The sequence below is a fragment of the Ornithinibacillus scapharcae TW25 genome, assembly GCF_000190475.1.
Taxonomy (GTDB): domain Bacteria; phylum Bacillota; class Bacilli; order Bacillales; family Amphibacillaceae; genus Ornithinibacillus; species Ornithinibacillus scapharcae.
Genome location: NZ_AEWH01000024.1, coordinates 1 through 20,304, shown reverse-complemented (window position 1 = coordinate 20,304; position 20,304 = coordinate 1). Strand labels below are relative to the sequence as shown.

At 35.6% G+C, this 20,304-nt stretch carries 25 protein-coding genes and 1 other annotated feature; of the genes, 9 read left to right on the top strand and 16 right to left on the bottom strand.

What is annotated here, in order from left to right:
- The first annotated feature begins 95 nt into the window (after positions 1 to 95).
- Positions 96 to 476: a DUF5071 domain-containing protein gene (locus G5W_RS0106285; RefSeq protein ID WP_010095155.1), complete on the top strand. Its 381-nt coding sequence runs from the start codon at positions 96 to 98 to the stop codon at positions 474 to 476.
- Positions 473 to 859: a YhfM domain-containing protein gene (locus G5W_RS0106280; RefSeq protein ID WP_010095153.1), complete on the top strand. Its 387-nt coding sequence runs from the start codon at positions 473 to 475 to the stop codon at positions 857 to 859. Before G5W_RS0106285 ends, G5W_RS0106280 begins: the two co-directional genes overlap by 4 nt.
- A gap of 45 nt (positions 860 to 904) precedes the next feature.
- On the opposite strand, the gene G5W_RS22695 is transcribed toward G5W_RS0106280, so the two are convergent.
- A complete protein-coding gene (locus G5W_RS22695; RefSeq protein ID WP_010095152.1) occupies positions 905 to 2,119 on the bottom strand; it encodes a stalk domain-containing protein in 1,215 nt (404 codons plus the stop codon).
- A gap of 182 nt (positions 2,120 to 2,301) precedes the next feature.
- Between G5W_RS22695 and G5W_RS0106270 the strand changes: the two genes are divergently transcribed.
- Positions 2,302 to 3,726, top strand: a complete 1,425-nt coding sequence (locus tag G5W_RS0106270) for an MBOAT family O-acyltransferase (RefSeq protein WP_010095151.1) — start codon at positions 2,302 to 2,304, stop codon at positions 3,724 to 3,726.
- A 300-nt stretch (positions 3,727 to 4,026) separates the two neighbouring features.
- Positions 4,027 to 4,716 (top strand): stalk domain-containing protein, encoded by a 690-nt coding sequence (locus G5W_RS0106265; protein ID WP_010095150.1) that lies wholly within the window; start codon positions 4,027 to 4,029, stop codon positions 4,714 to 4,716.
- A gap of 740 nt (positions 4,717 to 5,456) precedes the next feature.
- Here the strand turns inward: G5W_RS0106265 and lysS are convergent.
- From lysS to G5W_RS0106235, 4 genes are all read right to left on the bottom strand, one after another.
- On the bottom strand, positions 5,457 to 6,908 hold the full coding sequence (gene lysS, locus G5W_RS0106250) for a lysine--tRNA ligase (RefSeq protein WP_010095146.1): 1,452 nt from the start codon (positions 6,906 to 6,908) through the stop codon (positions 5,457 to 5,459).
- An 83-nt stretch (positions 6,909 to 6,991) separates the two neighbouring features.
- Positions 6,992 to 7,288 (bottom strand) — a binding site (T-box leader).
- 81 nt (positions 7,289 to 7,369) lie between these two features.
- On the bottom strand, positions 7,370 to 7,816 hold the full coding sequence (locus G5W_RS0106245) for a GNAT family N-acetyltransferase (protein WP_010095145.1): 447 nt from the start codon (positions 7,814 to 7,816) through the stop codon (positions 7,370 to 7,372).
- Positions 7,817 to 7,912: 96 nt separating this feature from the next.
- The gene (gene yiaA / locus G5W_RS0106240) at positions 7,913 to 8,389 is read right to left on the bottom strand and encodes an inner membrane protein YiaA (RefSeq protein WP_010095144.1); all 477 of its coding nucleotides are present in this window, start codon (positions 8,387 to 8,389) and stop codon (positions 7,913 to 7,915) included.
- A 117-nt stretch (positions 8,390 to 8,506) separates the two neighbouring features.
- Positions 8,507 to 9,319, bottom strand: coding sequence for an alpha/beta fold hydrolase (locus G5W_RS0106235; protein ID WP_010095143.1), 813 nt, complete (start codon positions 9,317 to 9,319; stop codon positions 8,507 to 8,509).
- A 415-nt stretch (positions 9,320 to 9,734) separates the two neighbouring features.
- Here G5W_RS0106235 and G5W_RS0106230 point away from each other — a divergent pair, with 415 nt between their 5' ends.
- From G5W_RS0106230 to G5W_RS0106215, 4 genes are all read left to right on the top strand, one after another.
- Positions 9,735 to 10,244 carry an RNA polymerase sigma factor gene (locus G5W_RS0106230; protein WP_010095142.1) on the top strand — a complete coding sequence of 170 codons (510 nt, stop codon included), beginning with the start codon at positions 9,735 to 9,737 and terminating at the stop codon, positions 10,242 to 10,244.
- The gene (locus G5W_RS24470) at positions 10,234 to 10,359 is read left to right on the top strand and encodes a hypothetical protein (RefSeq protein WP_010095140.1); all 126 of its coding nucleotides are present in this window, start codon (positions 10,234 to 10,236) and stop codon (positions 10,357 to 10,359) included. The genes G5W_RS0106230 and G5W_RS24470 overlap by 11 nt, the downstream gene beginning before the upstream one ends.
- A 56-nt stretch (positions 10,360 to 10,415) precedes the next feature.
- On the top strand, positions 10,416 to 11,141 hold the full coding sequence (locus tag G5W_RS0106220) for a hypothetical protein (protein ID WP_010095139.1): 726 nt from the start codon (positions 10,416 to 10,418) through the stop codon (positions 11,139 to 11,141).
- A 62-nt stretch (positions 11,142 to 11,203) separates the two neighbouring features.
- Positions 11,204 to 11,683 carry a GNAT family N-acetyltransferase gene (locus G5W_RS0106215; protein WP_010095138.1) on the top strand — a complete coding sequence of 160 codons (480 nt, stop codon included), beginning with the start codon at positions 11,204 to 11,206 and terminating at the stop codon, positions 11,681 to 11,683.
- A 42-nt stretch (positions 11,684 to 11,725) separates the two neighbouring features.
- Here G5W_RS0106215 and G5W_RS0106210 read toward each other — a convergent pair whose 3' ends face one another.
- From G5W_RS0106210 to G5W_RS0106165, 10 genes are all read right to left on the bottom strand, one after another.
- Positions 11,726 to 12,127, bottom strand: a complete 402-nt coding sequence (locus G5W_RS0106210; RefSeq protein WP_010095137.1) for a hypothetical protein — start codon at positions 12,125 to 12,127, stop codon at positions 11,726 to 11,728.
- Positions 12,128 to 12,164: 37 nt separating this feature from the next.
- A complete protein-coding gene (locus G5W_RS0106205) occupies positions 12,165 to 12,719 on the bottom strand; it encodes a GNAT family N-acetyltransferase (protein WP_010095136.1) in 555 nt (184 codons plus the stop codon).
- 79 nt (positions 12,720 to 12,798) lie between these two features.
- A complete protein-coding gene (locus G5W_RS0106200) occupies positions 12,799 to 13,617 on the bottom strand; it encodes a DUF2268 domain-containing putative Zn-dependent protease (protein ID WP_010095134.1) in 819 nt (272 codons plus the stop codon).
- A 25-nt stretch (positions 13,618 to 13,642) separates the two neighbouring features.
- On the bottom strand, positions 13,643 to 13,897 hold the full coding sequence (locus G5W_RS0106195; RefSeq protein ID WP_010095132.1) for a hypothetical protein: 255 nt from the start codon (positions 13,895 to 13,897) through the stop codon (positions 13,643 to 13,645).
- A gap of 24 nt (positions 13,898 to 13,921) precedes the next feature.
- Complete coding sequence (locus G5W_RS0106190) at positions 13,922 to 14,233, bottom strand: hypothetical protein (RefSeq protein WP_029191033.1); 312 nt, start codon at positions 14,231 to 14,233, stop codon at positions 13,922 to 13,924.
- A gap of 28 nt (positions 14,234 to 14,261) precedes the next feature.
- A complete protein-coding gene (locus G5W_RS0106185; protein ID WP_010095128.1) occupies positions 14,262 to 14,696 on the bottom strand; it encodes a hypothetical protein in 435 nt (144 codons plus the stop codon).
- An 11-nt stretch (positions 14,697 to 14,707) separates the two neighbouring features.
- Positions 14,708 to 15,463 (bottom strand): class I SAM-dependent methyltransferase, encoded by a 756-nt coding sequence (locus G5W_RS0106180; protein ID WP_010095127.1) that lies wholly within the window; start codon positions 15,461 to 15,463, stop codon positions 14,708 to 14,710.
- A 390-nt stretch (positions 15,464 to 15,853) separates the two neighbouring features.
- A complete protein-coding gene (locus G5W_RS0106175) occupies positions 15,854 to 16,135 on the bottom strand; it encodes a hypothetical protein (RefSeq protein ID WP_010095126.1) in 282 nt (93 codons plus the stop codon).
- Between the two features lie 233 nt (positions 16,136 to 16,368).
- Entirely contained in the window at positions 16,369 to 17,118 is a 750-nt protein-coding gene (locus tag G5W_RS0106170) for a hypothetical protein (protein ID WP_010095125.1), read from the bottom strand.
- Entirely contained in the window at positions 17,118 to 17,609 is a 492-nt protein-coding gene (locus tag G5W_RS0106165; protein ID WP_010095124.1) for an RNA polymerase sigma factor, read from the bottom strand. The genes G5W_RS0106170 and G5W_RS0106165 overlap by 1 nt, the downstream gene beginning before the upstream one ends.
- A gap of 1,051 nt (positions 17,610 to 18,660) precedes the next feature.
- Between G5W_RS0106165 and G5W_RS0106155 the strand changes: the two genes are divergently transcribed.
- A complete protein-coding gene (locus G5W_RS0106155) occupies positions 18,661 to 18,960 on the top strand; it encodes a hypothetical protein (RefSeq protein ID WP_010095122.1) in 300 nt (99 codons plus the stop codon).
- A gap of 170 nt (positions 18,961 to 19,130) precedes the next feature.
- Here the strand turns inward: G5W_RS0106155 and G5W_RS0106150 are convergent, their stop codons facing one another.
- Positions 19,131 to 19,628 (bottom strand): hypothetical protein, encoded by a 498-nt coding sequence (locus tag G5W_RS0106150; RefSeq protein WP_010095120.1) that lies wholly within the window; start codon positions 19,626 to 19,628, stop codon positions 19,131 to 19,133.
- Positions 19,629 to 20,304 lie beyond the last annotated feature (676 nt).

Below are 20,304 nucleotides of genomic sequence, written 5' to 3'. Positions count from 1 at the left end.
CATACCATATTGAGACTAATTTAGTTGGAGGTAAATAGAGGATTTTAAAGATTTTACTAGAATTTAATAAAGTAAATAAATTCAGGAGTAATCAGATGATACCAAAGAATAAATTTGATACCAATGCAATCGTTCAGCTACAACAAGCTAGTAAAGAGGAAGTCGTACCGATTTTGCCAGAACTATTAACATGGATTCAGGACATCAATTGGCCGATTGCGACAGAAATTGTAAACCTTCTACGTACTTATTATAAAGAGACAGTCCCATATATTAAAAATATTCTAATAAGTGATGATTCGATTTGGAAGTATTGGTGTTTACTAGAGTTAATTCAACCGATGGAAAAAAACTATCAATTATTGTTTTACAAAGAAGTACAACAATTAGCTTATCATCCTTCTGAGAGCGATAAAATAGAAGAAATTGATATCATTGCTAGGGAAATTTTAACAAATAGAGGTGGGTCGTTATGAAGCGTGTATGGTTGGCTTGTTTTACTTTTATATTATTATTAAGTGGATGTACGGTAGTAGACATGATTAGCATGGAAGAGTTAGAACGTATCGATGTCTATGAGGTTAAAGGTTTAATTGAACTCCAGTTGGACTCCAGAATTTCTTTTGAAGAAACGGCAGAAATTGAGACATTCGTTGAATCAATGAACAACGCTGTGTTACAAGAGAATGAAGGTATAGGTTTTGAACCAGACTACCAAATAGAGTTAAACAATGGAGAAGGTATTTTTTTACTTTCATTAGACGAGAAGGAAGGTAAGTTTGTCCAAGCAAATCATGAAGAGAAGGTTTATGTGCTAACTGAAGAATCCGTTGCCGAATTATGGGAGTTATTACAGTAACGAAAGACGAAAACACCGTCTCGCCTTTCGTTACTATTAATCTATTTAATATTGTTGAAACATTTCCACTAGGTCTTTTCCAGTTGTACCTGGAGGAACATTAATACGATTTAATAGATACGCTCCACCTGATCGCTTATTAATACCTGTTTTAGTCGTAACAGAGAGCTTATGACCTGTTTCTTTAAGAATTTTTTCAGAGTCGTCACTGAAGATTCCATATGGGTAAGCAAGACCAATTACTTCATTGCCTACTTTCTCCTCAATAAGCTTCTTATTTTTCTTGAGATCTTCTCGCACTCGTTTCTCATATTGCGTTTTTGATTCTAGCTTCCCATTGATAACAACAGGTGCTTTAATGAGAGCGTCCTCTTTACCATACTTATTTTCGGCTTTGTCATGCATGTTATAAGTATGATTCTGAATATCCATGACACCTGCTTCATACATTTCTTTTGCTTGTTCCCAAGAAAGCTTCGGCGTAATTCCAGCCTGTGTAGGAGTTTCGTTCGTTTCACGCATCCTGCTACCAATTACATAAATAGTACCCTTCATATTCAGCTCTTTTAATACTGGATAGGCGTACGTATAATTACTTTCATACCCATCATCCATCGTTACAAGGATAGGCTTTTTCGGTAAGATTTTTTTACCTTGAGAAAATAACACTAAATCCTTATTGGTTATGGTCACATATCCATTCTTCTTCAAATAACTCATTTGTTCTTTGAATTCATTTGGATGAATCGTAGAATTAGAGAATGTAGTTTCATGGAAATGATGGTACATTAAAACTGGAATAATAATTTCTTCCTGTGGGTAGATAAATTTTCCTGTTGTGTTGATAACAACAGAACGGATTTCAGAATCCCACATCACATCATATCCAAATGCTTCTACCATAAAACGAATTGGTACGACCGTTCTAGAACGATAGATTTTAGGCGCAATATCAATCGATTTTTTCTTCCCGTTCACAATCACTTCTTTTTTACCAATCGTGAATTCTACTTTATTTCCTTTTTCACTAATCGTAACCTTTTTCTTTTTTTTATCATAATGTACAGTTGCATCTAAAAACTCAGATGTATAACGTATCGGCACCATTACCCGGTTATCTACATTAATAGGTTGGACATCATAATCCACACGTTCACCGTTCGCATAAACACTTATTCCCTCTGCCATGGATACAGATTGATTCGTAAATAGGATGATCAAAACAACCAACACCATTGCGAGGACATGTTTCTTTCTCAATTGTATTCCCCCATCTATATTACAATTTATTTACAATCTCTTTACTAGTATTCTATCAGATAGGATGACAAAAAGGGACAGTAATTTGTAGAAATCAACAACTTCTCTCTCATATTGACTTTCGTAGTTTCTATTATTACTATTAGTTCATGGTATTTATTTCAGGTTAAGGTGTGGATTTCGTGGTTTTTAGTAGCTTAGTGTTTTTATTTGCATTTTTACCAGCGGTTTTGTTGGTTTATTATATCGTACCAAGAGGCCTGAAGAATGTTTTACTTCTCCTCGCCAGTCTTTTCTTTTACGCATGGGGAGAGCCGAAGTACGTCTTTTTGATGATTTTCTCTATATTTATCAATTACATATTTGGATTACTAATTCAGGCTTTACGAGAAAAACATTCAAGTAAAAAAATTGTTCTGGTCTTATCCATTTTAGTTAACTTAGCAATTCTTGGATTTTATAAATATAGTGGGTTCTTAATTGAAAATATCAATGCACTATTTAACCTTTCAATATCATTTGAACCTTTGCCTCTCCCAATTGGTATCTCGTTCTTTACCTTCCAGGCAATGAGCTATGTTATTGATGTTTATCGAAATGATGCAAAGGTACAGAAGAATGTATGGGATTTAGCGCTATACATTGCACTATTTCCACAACTTGTTGCCGGACCAATTGTCCGTTATAACACGATTGCGGACCAAATAAAAGCTCGCATTCATAATCTAGAATTATTTGCTGCTGGAATTCGACAATTTATTATTGGTCTATCCAAAAAAGTTCTTATCGCAAATCCGCTGGGTGAAATCGCTGATACGATTTTCGCTACAAATCCTGGCGAACTAAGTGTTACAACCGCATGGATTGGAATTTTAGCCTATACATTACAAATTTACTTTGATTTCTCAGGTTACAGTGATATGGCCATTGGACTTGGAAAAATGTTTGGATTTGAATTTCTAATCAACTTTAATTATCCATATATTGCTCGAAGTATAGGGGAATTCTGGAGAAGATGGCATATTTCCCTCTCTAGTTGGTTTCGAGATTATGTCTATATCCCACTAGGTGGTAATCGTAAAGGTCCCTGGAAAACCTATCGAAATTTATTAATTGTCTGGACGATTACAGGATTTTGGCATGGTGCAAGCTGGACATTTATGGCATGGGGATTTTATTATGGAATCATCATTTGTGTGGAAAGACTTGGCTTTAATAAAGTTTTAGAAAAAACTTGGAGACCATTCCAGCATTTATATGTAATCTTTGTTGTCATGGTAGGTTGGGTATTTTTCCGTGCAGACAACTTTAGCTATTCCTTTGACTATCTTCAAAGCATGTTTGGAATAGGTGCTGCAGGATTGATTGATAAAACAGCTTTACTATATCTTCATGACCAAGCATACTTAATCGTTCTAGGAATCCTGTTTAGCTTACCACTATTACCATGGATTCAAAAAAGACTAGATCAATTAGGGGAACGTCGCCAAATCCTCGCAACTATGCGCTTTAGCATAAGTTCGTTTGTTTATTTAGGATTACTTCTTATGGTGACCATGTTCCTTGTTAATTCAACTTATAATCCATTTATTTACTTCCGTTTTTAAGGTGGACTCATGTGAGTCCACTTTTTTGTTTTGCTTTAACTAATGACATCATGACAAAAGATATGAAATGCTGGGAAAAATACGTTTTTTAACTAAGATGTTTTTCCCATTACAGTATTCCAGATTTTAGCTAGATATGATTAATTAGTATTATTTTCCTATATAACTACAAATTTTCGAGCGTATATCTCATGATTCGACAAATCCCTCATAGGCCGAATTGCACTTGTTTGGACAAGGTACTACTTTATACTTAATTATGTAGACAAAATATTTAAATTATTTATACGGAGGGTAAAAATGAAGAAAAAACTATTAGCAATCATTATCGGTGTTTCATTGGTATTCGGAATTACCATTGGAGCTACAGCTGCACCAGTTCTAGAAAAGATTTCGGCTCACTTTGACTGGTCCATCAAGTTTCAGTTAAACGGAAAAGATTGGCAACCTACTGACCAAAGCGGTAAGAAAATTGCACCAATTGTTTACCAAGGAGCTACATATTTACCAGCAAGATCTATTTCTGAGGCTCTTGGAGTTGCGGTAGATTGGAATGGCAAAAGCCGTACGATTACACTTGGTGAACGTTTAATTAGCATTCCAATTATTAGAGAGAAAATGGAACGTGTTCAAGATAATAGCTCAGTTTTTAAGACAGAGGACAAAGCATATACCGTAAATGATGGTATTGACTACAAATCTGGAGTTTTAATGGATAACCTAAACTCAGCAGCTACGAGCTTTAGCCTAGTTCCAGATAATAAATTCCAAAAGGTTGAGCTTACATTTATTGCTTTAAACAAACAAGAAAGCTACCGCATAAAAGTATCAGATGATAATGGAGTTGTGTTAAAGGATATTACACTATCACCAGGTAGTGCAGCACACAACGTTACCCTCGATATTGGCGGAGTGAAAAATCTAAAAATCTCAGCAACCTCCAAGCTTGGTGGTAAAGAGAAGTTGTTTGTGACTGGAAGTTATAAATAAGCTTATTTAAGTGAATCCCCCTGGCGAAGGGGGATTTTTTGTTTTGGAGGTGGGGTGGGGCAGTTCAGCGCGCCGAGATTTAAGTATAGTCGCGCCGGGGGTGGTGATTGGTGCGCGGGCGCTAGGTGAACTCGCGCCAAGTTTGATGAAGGTTACGCGGGCTGTTGGTTTCCGCGCGGCACACTCGTTGCGGCGTGGGTTTTGATTGTGTTCGCGCGACCTCGCAAGCTTCCGGCGTTTCTTTTGTGAGAGCTCGCGCGACTTTGGTGGCTGCTCGCGCGAATGTTTACGGGCGCGCGGGGAATTGGTGTTCTAGCGCCATGTTTGATGAAGGTTACGCGGGCTCTGTTGATTACCACGCGCACGTTCGTTGCCGCGTGGGTTTTGATTGTGTTCGCGCGACCTCGCAAGCTTCCGGCGCTTCTTTTGTGAGAGCTCGCGCGACTTTGGTGGCTGCTCGTGCGGATGTTTACGGGCGCGCGGGGACTTGGTGTTCTAGCGCCATGTTTGATGAAGGTTACGCGGGCGCTGATGATTCCTGCGCGGCACGTTCGTTGCGGCGTGAGTTTTGATAGTGTTCGCGCGACCTAGGGTGGAGTTGGCGTTTCTATTGTGAGAGCACGCGCGATTTTTGGAGACACTCGCGTTTCTATGGATGATACCCGCGCGACTTTGGTGAGTTCACGTCCTACTCTTGATGTCTCACGTGCAGCTCCCCACCTAAATATCAAACACATCCTCTATAACTTCCTAGTTAACGGAAATAAAACACAGTCTTTTACTTTTTCACAGTTAGTTAATACCATTAATAGACGCTCAACACCAAAACCAAATCCAGATATCGGTGGCATCCCATATTCCATGGCTGTTAAATAATCCTCATCCATTTCCATTGCTTCTTGATCCCCATTATTTCTAAGCAATGCTTGCTCCATTAACCTTCTTCTCTGTTCACGCGGGTCTACTAATTCCGAATAGGCGTTGATTACTTCGGCACCATTGATTACTAGTTGGAATCGTTCTGTTATGCTAGGATTTTCATCATTAGCCCTAGCCAAAGGTGAAAGGTCTATCGGATGTTCGATTAGGAATGTTGGTTTTATCAAACCCGGTCTGGACACTTTTTTGTATAATAAATCAATAAAATTTCCTCGACCTAACGACTCTATTTCATGATGATCTAAATCAATATTTCTTCTTTTGACTTCTTCATATAAATCTTTCACCTTAGGATAAAGAGCGATATTAATCCCGGTATCTCTTAAAATTAATTCCTGAAATGAAATAACCTCCCATTCCTGAGAAAAGTCTATCATACTACCATTTATGGAAATCATCGTTGTTTGAAAGGTTTCTTCCATAATGGTTACAATCATTTCGCGCATTAAATTCATGGTGTCTTTATAATTCCAATAAGCAACATAACCCTCGACCATGGTAAATTCCTGGAGATGCTGCGGACTTATTCCCTCATTTCGAAAGCACTTTGCGAATTCAAATATTTTCGTAAAACCACCGACGATTAATCGTTTTAAATAGGTCTCTGGTGCGATTCTCAAATTCAATTCTGTGTCTAAAGCGTTATGGTACGTTCGAAAAGGTTTTGCCAATGCACCAGAAGAAGTATGTTGAAGCACAGGTGTTTCAACTTCCATAAAACCCTGCTCCTCCAAGAACCTACGAATAACACTAACCATTTTTGTTCTAATTAACATTCTTCTTCTCGTTTCTTCTGTCATCATTAAGTCTAAATACCGCTGTCTGTAGCGAAGTTCGACATTATTTAATCCATGCCATTTTTCAGGGAGCGGCCTCAGTGCTTTTCCAAGAAAACCATACTGTTCCACACGAAGAGTTTTTTCTCCGGAATTTGTCGTGTACATTCTTCCTTCTACACCGATAAAATCTCCAATATCAAATTGATTTTGAAAATGATTAAATGCTTCTTCCCCAACCTCATCCATTTTCAATAGTAATTGTACGCTTCCCTGAACATCAGATAATGTAATAAAAATTATTTTTTTGAAGCTGCGAATTCCCATTATTCTTCCGGCAACCCGCACCCCTGATATACCGTCCTCTAGTTGTGCCGCTTCGTATAAAACATAATTCGTTTCATATCTATCCAGGTATCCTGCACCGCCTAATGCTTCTAACTTTTCGATTCGTAGATTGATTTGTTCATAACTCATGAAACTTCCTCCTTTTTTGGTTAAAATCCTTACAAAACTTTTCTCTACATAACAAAAAAACCCTCACCCCCAAGATTATTCATCTTGAGGACGAGGGTTATATCTTCGTGGTACCACCTCAGTTTATTGATATGTCACCATATCAACCTCTTCAGGTACGGCAACTTCTGTTTTCGGGAAAAACTCACTACCAATCCCCGAACAAGTTGATTATACCTTATCTCTGTAACGGGAGATCCCGTCGCAGTATCACTAAGATTCACTTAGATCCATGCGAAGCTCCGAGCCTTTTTTCATTAAGATTATTATTACTCCTTCCCACCAACCGGAGCTCTCTGAAAATAATTCATCAAAACTACTCTTCTCTTCATAGCCATATCATATACTAAATTTTTACTATTGTAGTACAGAAAAATAATCAAGTCAATTCATTTTTTCACTTATTAGCAAAATTAAACAAATCACTCACCTGTATTCCATTCATATAGGATATCCGGTAAGTTCTCCTCATTCTCATGCCCTCGCCCAATTATCTTAAAGCCATTTCGTTCATAAAACCGTTGCGCATTTTTGTTTATCTCAAATGTATTTAATTGGATCTTCCCCTTTGAGCACGCTTTGACTCTATCTAATAACTTTGTTCCAATACCGAATCCCTGATAGTCCTTGTGAATATAGAGCTGGTTTATTTCCGACTCATTAAAAGCAACCATACCTATAACATTCTCTTCTAGTAAAACTAGTTCAACCTGATATTCCTGCGATAAAATTTGGTTGAGAAAATAAACATGATTATCGAAGCTGTGAATTTCCTTTTGTCCTATAGCTGCCTCTTTACTATCTCGCCACATCTGTACCGTTGGTTCAGCGTATTTTACATCGTATGGAATGATACAGTATTCCAGCATTTTCACCCCTTCTCCTAATATATAATCTTCATTGCCTTATGAAAAAAATAGCATCACAGATAATTCTGCAATGCCACTTGAAATCTCATTGTCCTATTAGTTACTTTTCTCCCGGGCTTGCTGTGTATCGCGAATGTTCTTCTGAACCGTAATCGCAGCAAATAGACTAAGAACATATGCCATACCGTAAAAGCCCTTCTCACTTAAGGTAATACTTCCAGCATTATACAGCCCGATAGCCATTAACGAAATCGCAATCACCAATGCTAACCAGCTAACACCATAATATATGTTAGTTACTGGTACGCCCTCTTCCTTATCACGTACGGTTTTTTGAACGGATATGGCAGCATATAAACCAAAAATTAAGATAGCAAAATAATACCCCTTCTCATTTAATTCCATACCAGCATTAAATAATCCGATAAGATAAGCAGCGGTACCAATTAATAACGCTGCCCAAGAAGCCCCTTTAAACGCTGCAGTTGGTTCACCTTCCACTTTCTTCACTTCAGGACTTTTCCTCTCGACTTCTTCTTCTTTTTCTAATAAAGCATTAGGATGTTCAGACATTGCTATGCCCCCTTTGTTTTTACCCTTGTATGATTATCTTATTTAATTATAATTGCACTAACTATTCTATAATAGCATAATTTTCTAATAAATATTATCAAAATTCAGGATATTATCTTAGTTTTCATTAACCCTGTCCAGCCAATCATTGATTAAGCTATTAAACAGGATATCTTTCTCGATTTGTAGATTGTGACCCGCTTCATCCAATATCCCGAATGTACCTCTTGAATACTTATTTAATAGATTAAGTGCATCTTGATAACCTACCACTGAATCTTGTCTTCCCAACAGGAAAACACTCGGCTTATGAAATTCATACTGGTCAATCGAAAAGGAAAAACCATAGTTTTGCTGAACCTTACTTAATAACCTGCTATCACTTATCCTTGCTCCACTCACTACTTCCTGGTTATACCTTACCCAAGTGTGTTCATTAAGCACGACATTGTTATGAGAAAAATCTTCCAGCTCTTCTGGGGATAAGCTTTCTAGGAAACTTTCATCTCGTTTCATCACAATATGAGGTACAAGTGACCGATCTTTAGCATAGGGATAGATGACCGGGCATATAAAAGCAGCACCTTTTATATGTTGCAATTGCTTGTGTATAATTCCCCTTGCCAGATATCCACCATATGATTCGCCAGCAATCACATAATCCTGATTTGGTATTATGTGGTCAATAAATTCTATAACGGATTCCAGCATATCATCAGAGGTGCTTATATCTTGGTAGTTTTTCGTTCTCCCCATCCCCGGTAAATCGATATAAATTCTCCGCCAACCCTTTCTCTCTTTAAATAGTGGTTCCATACACCCCTTCATTAAGCGATGATCTGGGGAAAACCCGTGTATCATAATAATTGGAATTCCTTCCCCTAAATCTTCATAATATATCTCTGCTTTTCGAACTTTACAATAAGACATAGCTTCGTTCCTCTTTTCCCTATTAACTACATAAATAATAACTCCAATTTAATAATATCAGAATATTATGCTAGAATGTTATTAGAAAATTCATTATATAGGGCAGATAAATAAATTGTAGAAAATAAAATGGTAAAAACCCCCTACTCATTTAATAATCCGATAAGATAAGATACGTTATCAATTAACAACGCTCCCCCTTTAGGGCTATAGTTGAGTCACCTTCCACTTTCTGTACTTCAGGAATTATTTCTTTCGACCTTTCCTCCTTTTCTAATAAGCAATAAGATGTTCAGATAATGCTATGCAGGCAATGTATTACCCTTTATTTACTAAAATATCGTTAGATTTAATTTTGTTGTATTTCTTGTAATTACTTTTAAACTTATTCGTCAAATAGGTAAGGGGGGATAAGATGGAGAAGCATTCGATTGAAAATTGGTTTCAAGACTTTGAAAGTGATGTAACAAACTTTCTAGTTTACTTTACCGGAACCGTAGAGGTTGAAGATCTGGTACAGGATACTTTTTATATTGCTTTGCAGAAACTATCGAAATATAAGGAAGACTCACACCCAAAAACATGGCTTATTGCAATCGCAAGAAATTTAGTAATCGATCGATATAGAAGAAATCAAGTTTGGGAAAGAATCAAATATTACCTAACAACAGAACAATCATTAAAAAATGATATCGAAAATAGCCTTATAAAAAGCTTTGAATATAGTTTATTAAGTAAAGCAATTCAACAACTTTCGCCGCCATATAAAGAAGTTGTTATTTTGAGAGGAATAATGGAGATGTCGCCTAAAGAAGTAAGTACAGTACTTAGATGCAGCCAAAACAAAGTCAATGTAATATACCATCGTGCGTTAAAGAAAATAAAAGTGAAATTGGAAGCGGAGGGATTTCATTATGAAGTATGAAGAACAAATTCATAAAGAATTAAGCAATCTTCCTAAGTATTCATTAGAGGATAAACAGAAACAACGAATTATGATGAATCTTATCGACAAGAAGCACTACAAAAAGAAAAAATAACATTCAAACCGATTATCGCAATTATAGTTGCTATTGCTTTTTTTAGTATTCTTATAATGGATGAGCTAAATAGGACAAATGAAAACCCTCCACATCAAGCAGGTCTTGTGGAATTTAATGCTCCAGTAGGCGAAAAGTTTACCTTATCAGATACCAAGCAAGAAGTCATCGGTGTTCAAGGCAGTGTAGCACTATTAAATACATTTGATCATTTCGTCGCTGAAGATCATCGGCGTGTTGCGAAACAAATGATATTTTTTTGGGGTAATCCAGAAGAGCTTTTAAATAAGCAATACAAAGTGGAAGCAATGAGTCATACAGGTGAAAAGATCACCATTGCAAATGGAACTCTTTTCTCCCCTCTCCATAGTGAAGATGCACACACATTGACAAGTTTCTTACCATTTACAAGCGAGGGAGAGTGGCAATTATCTTTTTATGTAGAAGATACATTACATGGGACATTCACTCTTAATATCTTACCACCATTCCCCAAATCAAAACATTACACATTAGTAGACTCCCCAATCGAATTTGAGATTGGTAAAGCATCAAATTTCTATATTGAAAGTTCTTGGCAAGAAAAAAAAGAACTCGAAGTTAAACTACTAAATAAGGACGGTATAGCAATAGAAGAGGCCATATTCTTACTTGAAGCAACGAACCTCGATGCATCAACCAATGAACCCGTGTATCTCTTTAATGGTAGTCTTACTTTTCCCTATAAGGGAGCTTGGTCATTATTAATTGATGGAGAGAAAACCAACTTATTTAATAATTAATACATGTAGAGAGTTATATTTTATAATAGTACTAGATAGTGATAATTAAGGGGGTCTGGTTAATGAAAATACAACCTATTGAGTTGTTCCATAGAGACAAGATAGTCGAATTCTTCACGCAACATTGGGGAAGTCCTGAAATGGTTATCTCAACTGGGAGATATGACTGTTCGACGTTAGACGGTTTTGTGGCTGTAAATGATGAGGATCAAATCATTGGCCTAATTACGTATATCCAAACAAACAACGAATGTGAGATTATATCATTGGATAGCATAATTGAGGGCAAAGGTATCGGTACATTACTTATTCAAGAAGTAGAAAAAGTTGCTCTTCAAAACAACTGTAATACCGTGAAGTTAATCACTACAAACGATAATTTGTTAGCTCTAAAGTTTTATCAAAAGAAGGGTTACGTCTTGTCCAATATCTTCCATAATGCAGTGGAAAAGGCTCGAGAAATAAAACCTGAGATACCTTTCATAGGGAATGATGGGATTCCGATTAGAGATGAGATTGAGTTGAAAAAGGTATTGGTGTAACGCAGGGAGACAAAGGAATAAATATACCTTTGTCTTCATTATCTAATTATTTATTGCGTTTAACTTAGTAGACAGTTGATAAATCAATACAATAATCGACGCAACAACAGTAGGATAACCAATAAGCACTATCGGGTTCATATGCTCAACCAGGCTATATTCTTCCCATTCTAGCCAAACACGCCACCCCATACCCATACTACTTAATGCAAAACTAAGCATATAGATCATTAATATTCGGTTTCTATATAAGCCTATAAAAACATTGGCGGCTAGAAAATAGGATATTAACGTGATGAAGACAAAGATCCAATCAAACCCTTTTAATGTTGGAATTACATAAGTAAATGAGATACCAGAGATGAAAATTATTAAGGTGATGCTCAAAATTGTAAAACTTGTGCGCTTTTGTCTAATCTGATGATAAAAAGTCTCCCCTAACAAAACAATAAACCACCTTAATATTCGTAATTAGATTTTTTCAACTATTCCCAAACCAGCTTACAAACTTATCCTTCTCTATCACATGTAGAATACATTTCTCTTTAACCTCCGACTCTAGTTTTCTATGTTCATCAGGAAAATCATTCTCCACAAATAACGTTATATACGGAAGCTTTTCTTGTGCCTTTTGTGAACGAGTATTCGTAACCTTTGCCCCTGCAAAGACATAGTCTAAATCCAACTCATAAAAGGCCTTGTATAAGATTTCCTTTTTCGCTAATTCATTATACCCTTGTCCCCAGTACGGGTAACCAATCCATGTTCCTATATGACTGGTCTTTTTCTGTCTATTTATATCTTTAAGCGTTATTACTCCAATCAATTTCTCTTCTTCATTGAAGATACACCTTGAATATTGTTTTCCTAGCTTTTTTTCTTGTTCGATAATGAATTCTATAAATCTTTCTGTTCCTTCTATAGTTGTTTGATCATCACTAAGACCTAATGCGTTCTTCACTTTTGGGTTTGAAGATAGAAGTGCCATTTCTTTTGCATATGCCAAATCATGCGGCATTAGTTTAATGTTTTTCATATGTTATCTCCTTTTTTCTTCAAATTTTAGTTTAGTGTATAGCGCAGATAATCCTCGTAATTACCATTTATCTTCCCAATTAAAATTGGATTCTACTTTCATACGCGTCTATCAAACGTTGCGAATCTATTTCTAGTAAATCGCGATAATCTAATTCGGGATAGTTTTTAGTAAAATTCACAAACAGTTTATAAGCAAAGGCGTACCCTGCCAAATATGGGATTCCATCTTTTGGAGAACCGAAGCAAAATAGACCTTTAACACGGCTATCTGTCGTATCTATTTGATCCTTTATTTGGCTCCAATAGACTCTTTCGATATCTAGAGTAAAATCTTTCTTCCACCATCGGTAGTCTTCAAATAAGGATAAGCTAAAATACTCTGCTCCCCCCTCCATTTTGTACCATTCTACCAAGGGAAAATTTTCTTCAGTTAGCTTGTAAATTGGATTTGTATGTGTGGCATGATGAAGTTCATGAGCAGTCATGTATTTTAGAAAGTGTTCATTAGGATGTGAAGGCACTGCTAATAGGACATTATTCTTCCCATTGGTGAATCCATTTGTCCAGATTGATTTATCTTCTGGAAACCAAGGATAATAAAAGGCTGGTAGCACTGTTACCGTAACGTCATGAGGAAACTCTAAATGCTTTTCAACTTCATCAAATGTGTCCTTGATCATTTTTTCAATTTCATCTGTATTCCATCGATAAGAAAATATTTCATCCTTTGACATGTTTTTAATTGTCAGTAATCGAAATCGCTGTGTGATTTGTTTCCAATCCTTTAGCCATGTCTGTTCGTTCGCTAACGGTGTTAATTTTTCATTCAGGAATACTTCCAGTTCTTTTCTATTCCTGTAGAACGCTTCAGGAGTTATTTGATTTACTCGTAACAATATAGTGTCCTCCTCCAAAATTGACTTAGGCCCCTCTTTTCACTGTAAGAATAATTTTCCAACAAACCAAGGTAATAGCGATAAACGTGATAATCGAAAATACCGGTGAAACTATCTGTCCAAACGCAACTTCACTTTGGAGCATCTCCAAGTTTTCGTAAGCATTCGAAATGTCTGGGGTAAAGTTTTTAGTTTTTATATAGTCAATAATTAGAATAGTTAAGGTATAGATTAAATGAATAACAATCGAGCAGATAGACGCTTGTAGTACGGTTTTCAAGGTTTTTCCCCTATCGTATAGATTTTAATTTGTTAGTTTTCTAGGATAGAACAATGTGATGATATTTAATATAACAGTAACGATAAGAAGAATCGCAGAAACAATCACTACTGCACCAGATGTATCCATTAATGCAGACCAATCTTCAATTAGGACTAAATGGTGATTATAGTAAAGCTGCATAAATAGAGATAAAGTACAGGCACTTAGGCTCACGACTCTAAAAGCTGCCATTTTTTTGTCGGTATATATGCTAGACTGTAATAGGCAAATAACAGGAAGTATCCAGGCAATAAGACCAAGCACCAGACTACCTAAATTCAGTAAACCCATCATGTTAATCTACCTTTCTATATATAGAATCTCAATAGTATTTCTCTAATATTTTGTAATCGTTAGTCTTTATGACCGGAATCTGATATTCGTTAGCAAAATCGTCTAGGTCACTATAAATTGTTTCTGGATTAAAATTTAGTATTCGAAAGTTAAACCCCTTTTGATTCTTAACAATGGCACATTTTTTTCCCCATCCTGCTCTCTTGAACTTGATTGTTAGGATATGTTGGGCATGAACGGTTTTGTTATAGATCATGAAATTGAAAACTCGTACTTGGAATATTAAAGTTCCATCTACTATTTTAACGGTATACGTAATAAAAATCGTGATGAATATCGAGATGGCTAAGAGAATAATAAAAGCAAACAATGGTGGTACGTCTAAAGATTGAAAAGCCTGTTGAAGTATAACTATTAGAAAGATGATTTGAACGTTTCTTGGTGTTGTTGCAGTATAAATCATCGTTTTCCCCCTCACAATTTAATAGCCTCAAACGTAATCATTTCACTTGATTCTGTTGGGTACTTTTCGTAATGATAATCAGCTGAAATCACAACATTCTTAAAACCTAATTGTTCCAGAATTGTTCTAAACTCTTCAACCCCATACCACCGAAGTGGGAAACGTTCAAGCTCTGTTCGTACCAATTCGCCATTGCGCCATTTTTCATAGCGATGATGAGCTATTGTATATTGGTTAATATAATCCACTTCTACTATCTTACTTTCTAACGTGATTACATCACCATTTCGAGTCTCCCAGGTTCTCGTTGATATGCGATCCAATGTAAATTCAGTTTGCAGGAAAATGTCTATCACCAGTCTGCCACCAATAGAGAGATACTGGTAGAAGTTCTTTAATGCCTTTATTGATTCTTCCCTCTTATGAAGCAATAGGAATGTCCCAGTTGGTACAATAATAGCCTCGTATTCTTTTTCTAAAGAAAATGACTCCATTTGCCCTTTAAATAAATTTGCGTGTAACCCTCTTTCCTCACAATTACGATGACAAATTTTCAGCATCTCATCAGAGACATCGAAGCCCTCAACTTGATAGCCCGCTTCCAAAAGTGGAATTAAAATGCGACCAGTTCCAACTCCAGGTTCGAGAATATTCCCCTGACAGTCGGCTAAGCGTTCTCGGTAAAATTCTACATCGCCGAATGAAAGTCCAATATATTTGTCCATATCATATACTTCTGAAGAGAGTTTACTATAGTAACCTAGCATATATCTCACCTACCCATGGCTTATTGTATGATTTCGTGCTTTTTATTAAATATCTCCTGCACGGATGGAATATTGTCCCGGCTTGAAAAAACATGGTCCCTCTCACCCAAAATATCGTCCACGTGATGAGAAACATCGGTCCCCCAATTAATATATAGGCCCTGCGCAAACATCGTCAACCACTGCTAAATGCCCAATTACATTATAGTTCGAAAATTTAGGTTTGTTCAATTAAAGCACCTGATGACCGCCTTGTTCAACTCTTGCACCTGTTTGTTGAACAAAATCCTAATAACTATTGCAAAATTACTTCTATCTTATCAGTAATTCGTAAAGGGGGGGCCGATTCGAACTCAGCATCATAATAACCAACTATTCGTTTTCCGATGTCTAACCCCAATTCTTCGTACTTTTCAGGGCTGACTTTGAAAAGGCACCATCATTTTCCTGTGCTAGTTTAATCAATTCGTCTCTTGTTTTATCTACAATGTTAATGTTCTCCAAACTTGGTAAAGTTAATATTAAGTATCTTCCATCACTTTCCTTTTTCACATCTACAATGATGCCTTCATCTCTTTCTCCATATGAAGTGTTTTCGTTGTTTTCATCATTCTGTTGACCACAAGCTCCCAAAATTACAACAAGTAAAATTAGAGATAATACTCTTTTCAAACATACACCTCCAATCAAATTCAACACTTTGACTCTTTCACTATCCTGCCCCGTTAGCATAATAACTTCTAACTAAATACTAACATAATATCCCAAAAGTAAAATCAGAATTTTAACCATAAGAAAAGGCGACCCCACATGGATCACCTTGTTTAACTATTACACCCTATGTTGATGAATTGTTTCAAATGGTCCTGCAAAATATAGATTACTAACGAGATAATTTTCTAAATTTATTTAAGCGTTAATGAAATGGAATCGGATTCTTGCGTTACAAGAATATTTTGTTGTTCCATATTTCCACCCGTATACTTTACAATAACTTGGATTACTATGTCCTCATCTATCACATAATTACCATCATGGGGAATTGCAAGTGTATATTTATGTTTTTCCTGTTCATTATAGTTAACTGTGTAGGTATTCCCTACTTCCTTTATACCCTGATATACATCCGAACCAGGCTCACGAGACATCATGTATATTTTTTCTGATAATAACCATTCTTTGTCTGCACGCTCTTTAGCTGTAAATATTACATCCTCTATAAACTTGCCTTCGCTTAAGGTATAAGTGATTGATTCGATCTGCTCTCCAGTTACTTTTAGAATAACGTCAGTAAAAATTAAATTATTCTCACCGTCAGCTACACTAGTTATAAGACCCATTCTTTGTTCTGTTGCTAGTTCAAAAATAGCTTTTTCTTCTGAAAGATTTTTATAAAGCTGATTACCATCCACACTAGATGCATAAGCTGTAATTGTGAAATTTGAAGCTATGTTTCCATTTCTATCAGGTAATGGAAAGCCAATTATTATTAATAACAGGACGGCAATTGCACATGCTACTGAAATCCACTTTTTGGGACTAAATGGAACCGACTTTTCTTTTTCTAATAAATTACTATTCTTTTTAACACGGCTTTTGATTGTTTCTGGCATTTCAATAGATTTAACAGCATCTTTCATCTTGTCAAAGTCCATCAACTATTCTCCTTTCGATAACTTTCTCTGATAATCACTCTCCCACGTTGCAATCGCTTTTTAACAGCAGACGAGGTAATGTTTAGTAGAGTCGCTATTTCATCTACTTTATAGCCCTCTACATAATTTAGTAGTAATACAATCTTATACTTATTTGGCAATTTCATTAGATGGTCGAGCAATCCATAACTTTCAACATCCTTAGAATATAGTTGCAAATCACAGATATCTATATGCCTGCGCATAAGATTGAACCTTCTCATATTCTTGCAGCGATTAGTGGCAACAGTGATCAACCATGCTTTCTCATGTTCTGAATCGTGAAAGGTTGGAGATTTCGTTAGATAATTAATAAAAGTGTCTTGTACGACATCCTCTGCATCATTCTCATTGCATAAAATAAGAAGACATATTCTAAATAGCATATTTCCATACGTATCAACAATTCGCTCTATGTCTTGTCCAGTTGACCCAACTGCTTGTTGCAACATCTTTCAACTCCTTTCACTTATAACACACATGAAAATACTATTTGGTGACTTTTAATTACAAAAGCTAACCGTAAATATAAATTCCCAAAGATTCATATCCGAATCTAAGGGAATATATTTTATACTGGAGTATATCGTTTTTGCCTGAGTATCATTCGTTATTGCCTCTTACACTATCCCGCCCCGTAGCTAAGCAACTTCTATTTAAACACTAACATAATATTCCAAAAATAAAAATGAATTTTTAACCATAAGAAAAAGGTGGTGCCTCTGGGAATCACCTTGTTTAACTATTTAAAGAGTCTTCATTTACAATACCAGTTTTTCTTTACACTTATTAAAATATGTTCAGCTTTCTTGGAGCAACCACTAATAAAATATTCAATTTCTCCTTGTGGATTTTCGTTTTCAGTTACTTCTTTGAAAACATCGGTGTCTTTGCCTTTTTCTTTTCCAGCAAATTCATCATTTGAATTATCATTGCTGTAATGAATGACTTTTCCATCATCGTAAATCTTGGAATATAGGGTCTCCTTAGTGAGTATAGCTTGTAACTCGTATAGTATCATCTTTACTGTTAGATAGGTTAATAGAAACTGCTCGAACCTTTCTAAATTAACAACTTCATTTTGGTAAACGACATCGCCTCTATCAATAGCTTCCTCTGATCCGTAAGCCTCACTCTTTGAACAACCAATAATACTTAATACAACAAAAAAATAATTACAATAAATAAAAATCTATTCACTTTCCCCCTCCAATCCTATACAATGATCTTTTCCCTTTTATAGTTATTTACCTTGTTTTGTTAACGCACCCTTTAGTTAAATATCTACAATCGCTTCAATATTTGCCCAACTTTAGGGTTCCTGAAATAAGTCATATATAACTTGAGATGGTTCAATCCGGATTTCATAGATTATATATGTGATAAAACAAGGATTATTAAAAAAATGGTTGATTAGTTGATTTATTTATTCTTGACTCCACTTTTATATATGAGAACATAATCCAGAGAGAATTCAAAATTAATTAAGGGGGATATTGAATTATGAAAGATCAGTCCATTGATAATGAAACTGTGGGGAATGAGCAGGAAAAAAAGGTGTCCACGGGGATTGAACCTACGGGGATTGCACCTTGTGCTATTTATGGAGTCCATAGAATGATCGCGCAAGGCGGTGCTCATACTTATGATTATAAAACAAAGAACACAATTAAATACCTAGCTCATTTCTATAAATGTAAATGTGGTGAAAAAGTGGTTTGCGAAGGACAACCTGATTCGCAATTCTATGACCCGCTGTATAATTATGTAACTGAGGGCGGTATCAAAGATGCAGCGGGCTAAAGAGGGTCGTGGGCAGTTTATGTTGATTCATCTAAGATTTTTTATTCTAGTAAAAATTACATTGATGGTTACAAATTTTATATGGCTTAAAAGTTTGCGTAACTTACTATTAACAACAGTTTGCAATAATCATTAGACATATAAAACGCTTGATTATAAATTCAAGCGTTTTATTGTTTTGTTTTTTTAGAAATAGCGTCTTGTTCAAATTGAGTAGGCTTTTCCCAATCACGGGTAACTTTATATCCATTTTCCTCCTGTATAGTTAATTGCCCTTCCTTTGTAACAACTTCTGAAAAATCCTCGTTATAAAATTTTAATTCTAGAACAAAGTCGTAATCGGTTGTTCCGTCTTCATTATCTTCTGTTTTAGTGAGTTCAACATCTTGTACTTCAACACTTGCAGAGATATTCGTTGCTACCTTGGGTATATAGTCAAGCCCACGATTTACTAATAACTTTTCATATTCTTCTTCTGACAAATAAGGTTTAATGCGCTCTATGATTTCTAATCCTGTTGGCATATTTGAAGGGTCCTCAATTGTATGCTGTTTGGTTTTATATTCCGTTACAAATTCTTTAACCTCATTTTCTTTGGAGGTTTCGGCATCACACCCTGCCACAAATAAGAACACTACTATAAACAACACTTGCAATAATTTTTTCAAGTTTATCTCCTCCTTTATTTTACTATACTTACGCATAACCGCCTAATAAAATTCAATATTTTCCAAAAATATAGAAACATCTCTCCTTTCATATTAATAGTAACAGTTTATTTAGTACTTAACATTCAGAATGCTATATGTATTTTAATACAAATATCCAATTCATAGTTTCATCAACAATTAACTCCCATAAATTTTAAGATAATAAATCACAACAAAGTAACCATATAAAAACCCTCTGTTCCTATTTTAGAACAGAGGGTAAAAAAAATTTTCTATCTTGTAAATTTGGCTTGTTCAACTAAAGCACCCAATAGTTAAAACGCATTGTTTTTCAAACTCTCTTGAAGTTAAAGACTATATAATAACTAAGAAGACTACGAATTAACTAACGAGAAATTGGAATATACCTACTGATTCCTCAGTTTTTAGCTCATCAATAACTTTTTTCAAAAATCTTCTTGTCTATATCTGCAATCGTGTTGTTATCAAAACGGCTATCAGCCCACGATGTCTTTGCCAGTAGAGTTTATGTATAATTTTCCACCCCTATCTATGTAGTGATGGGTTTCTTTAAAGTTACGATCGACGAAATTAGTTGTTTTCTGTAATCCCTCATTTAGATCTAATAGTTTTTGTATTACATCTTTCGTTAATCTCATAACTATTATCCACC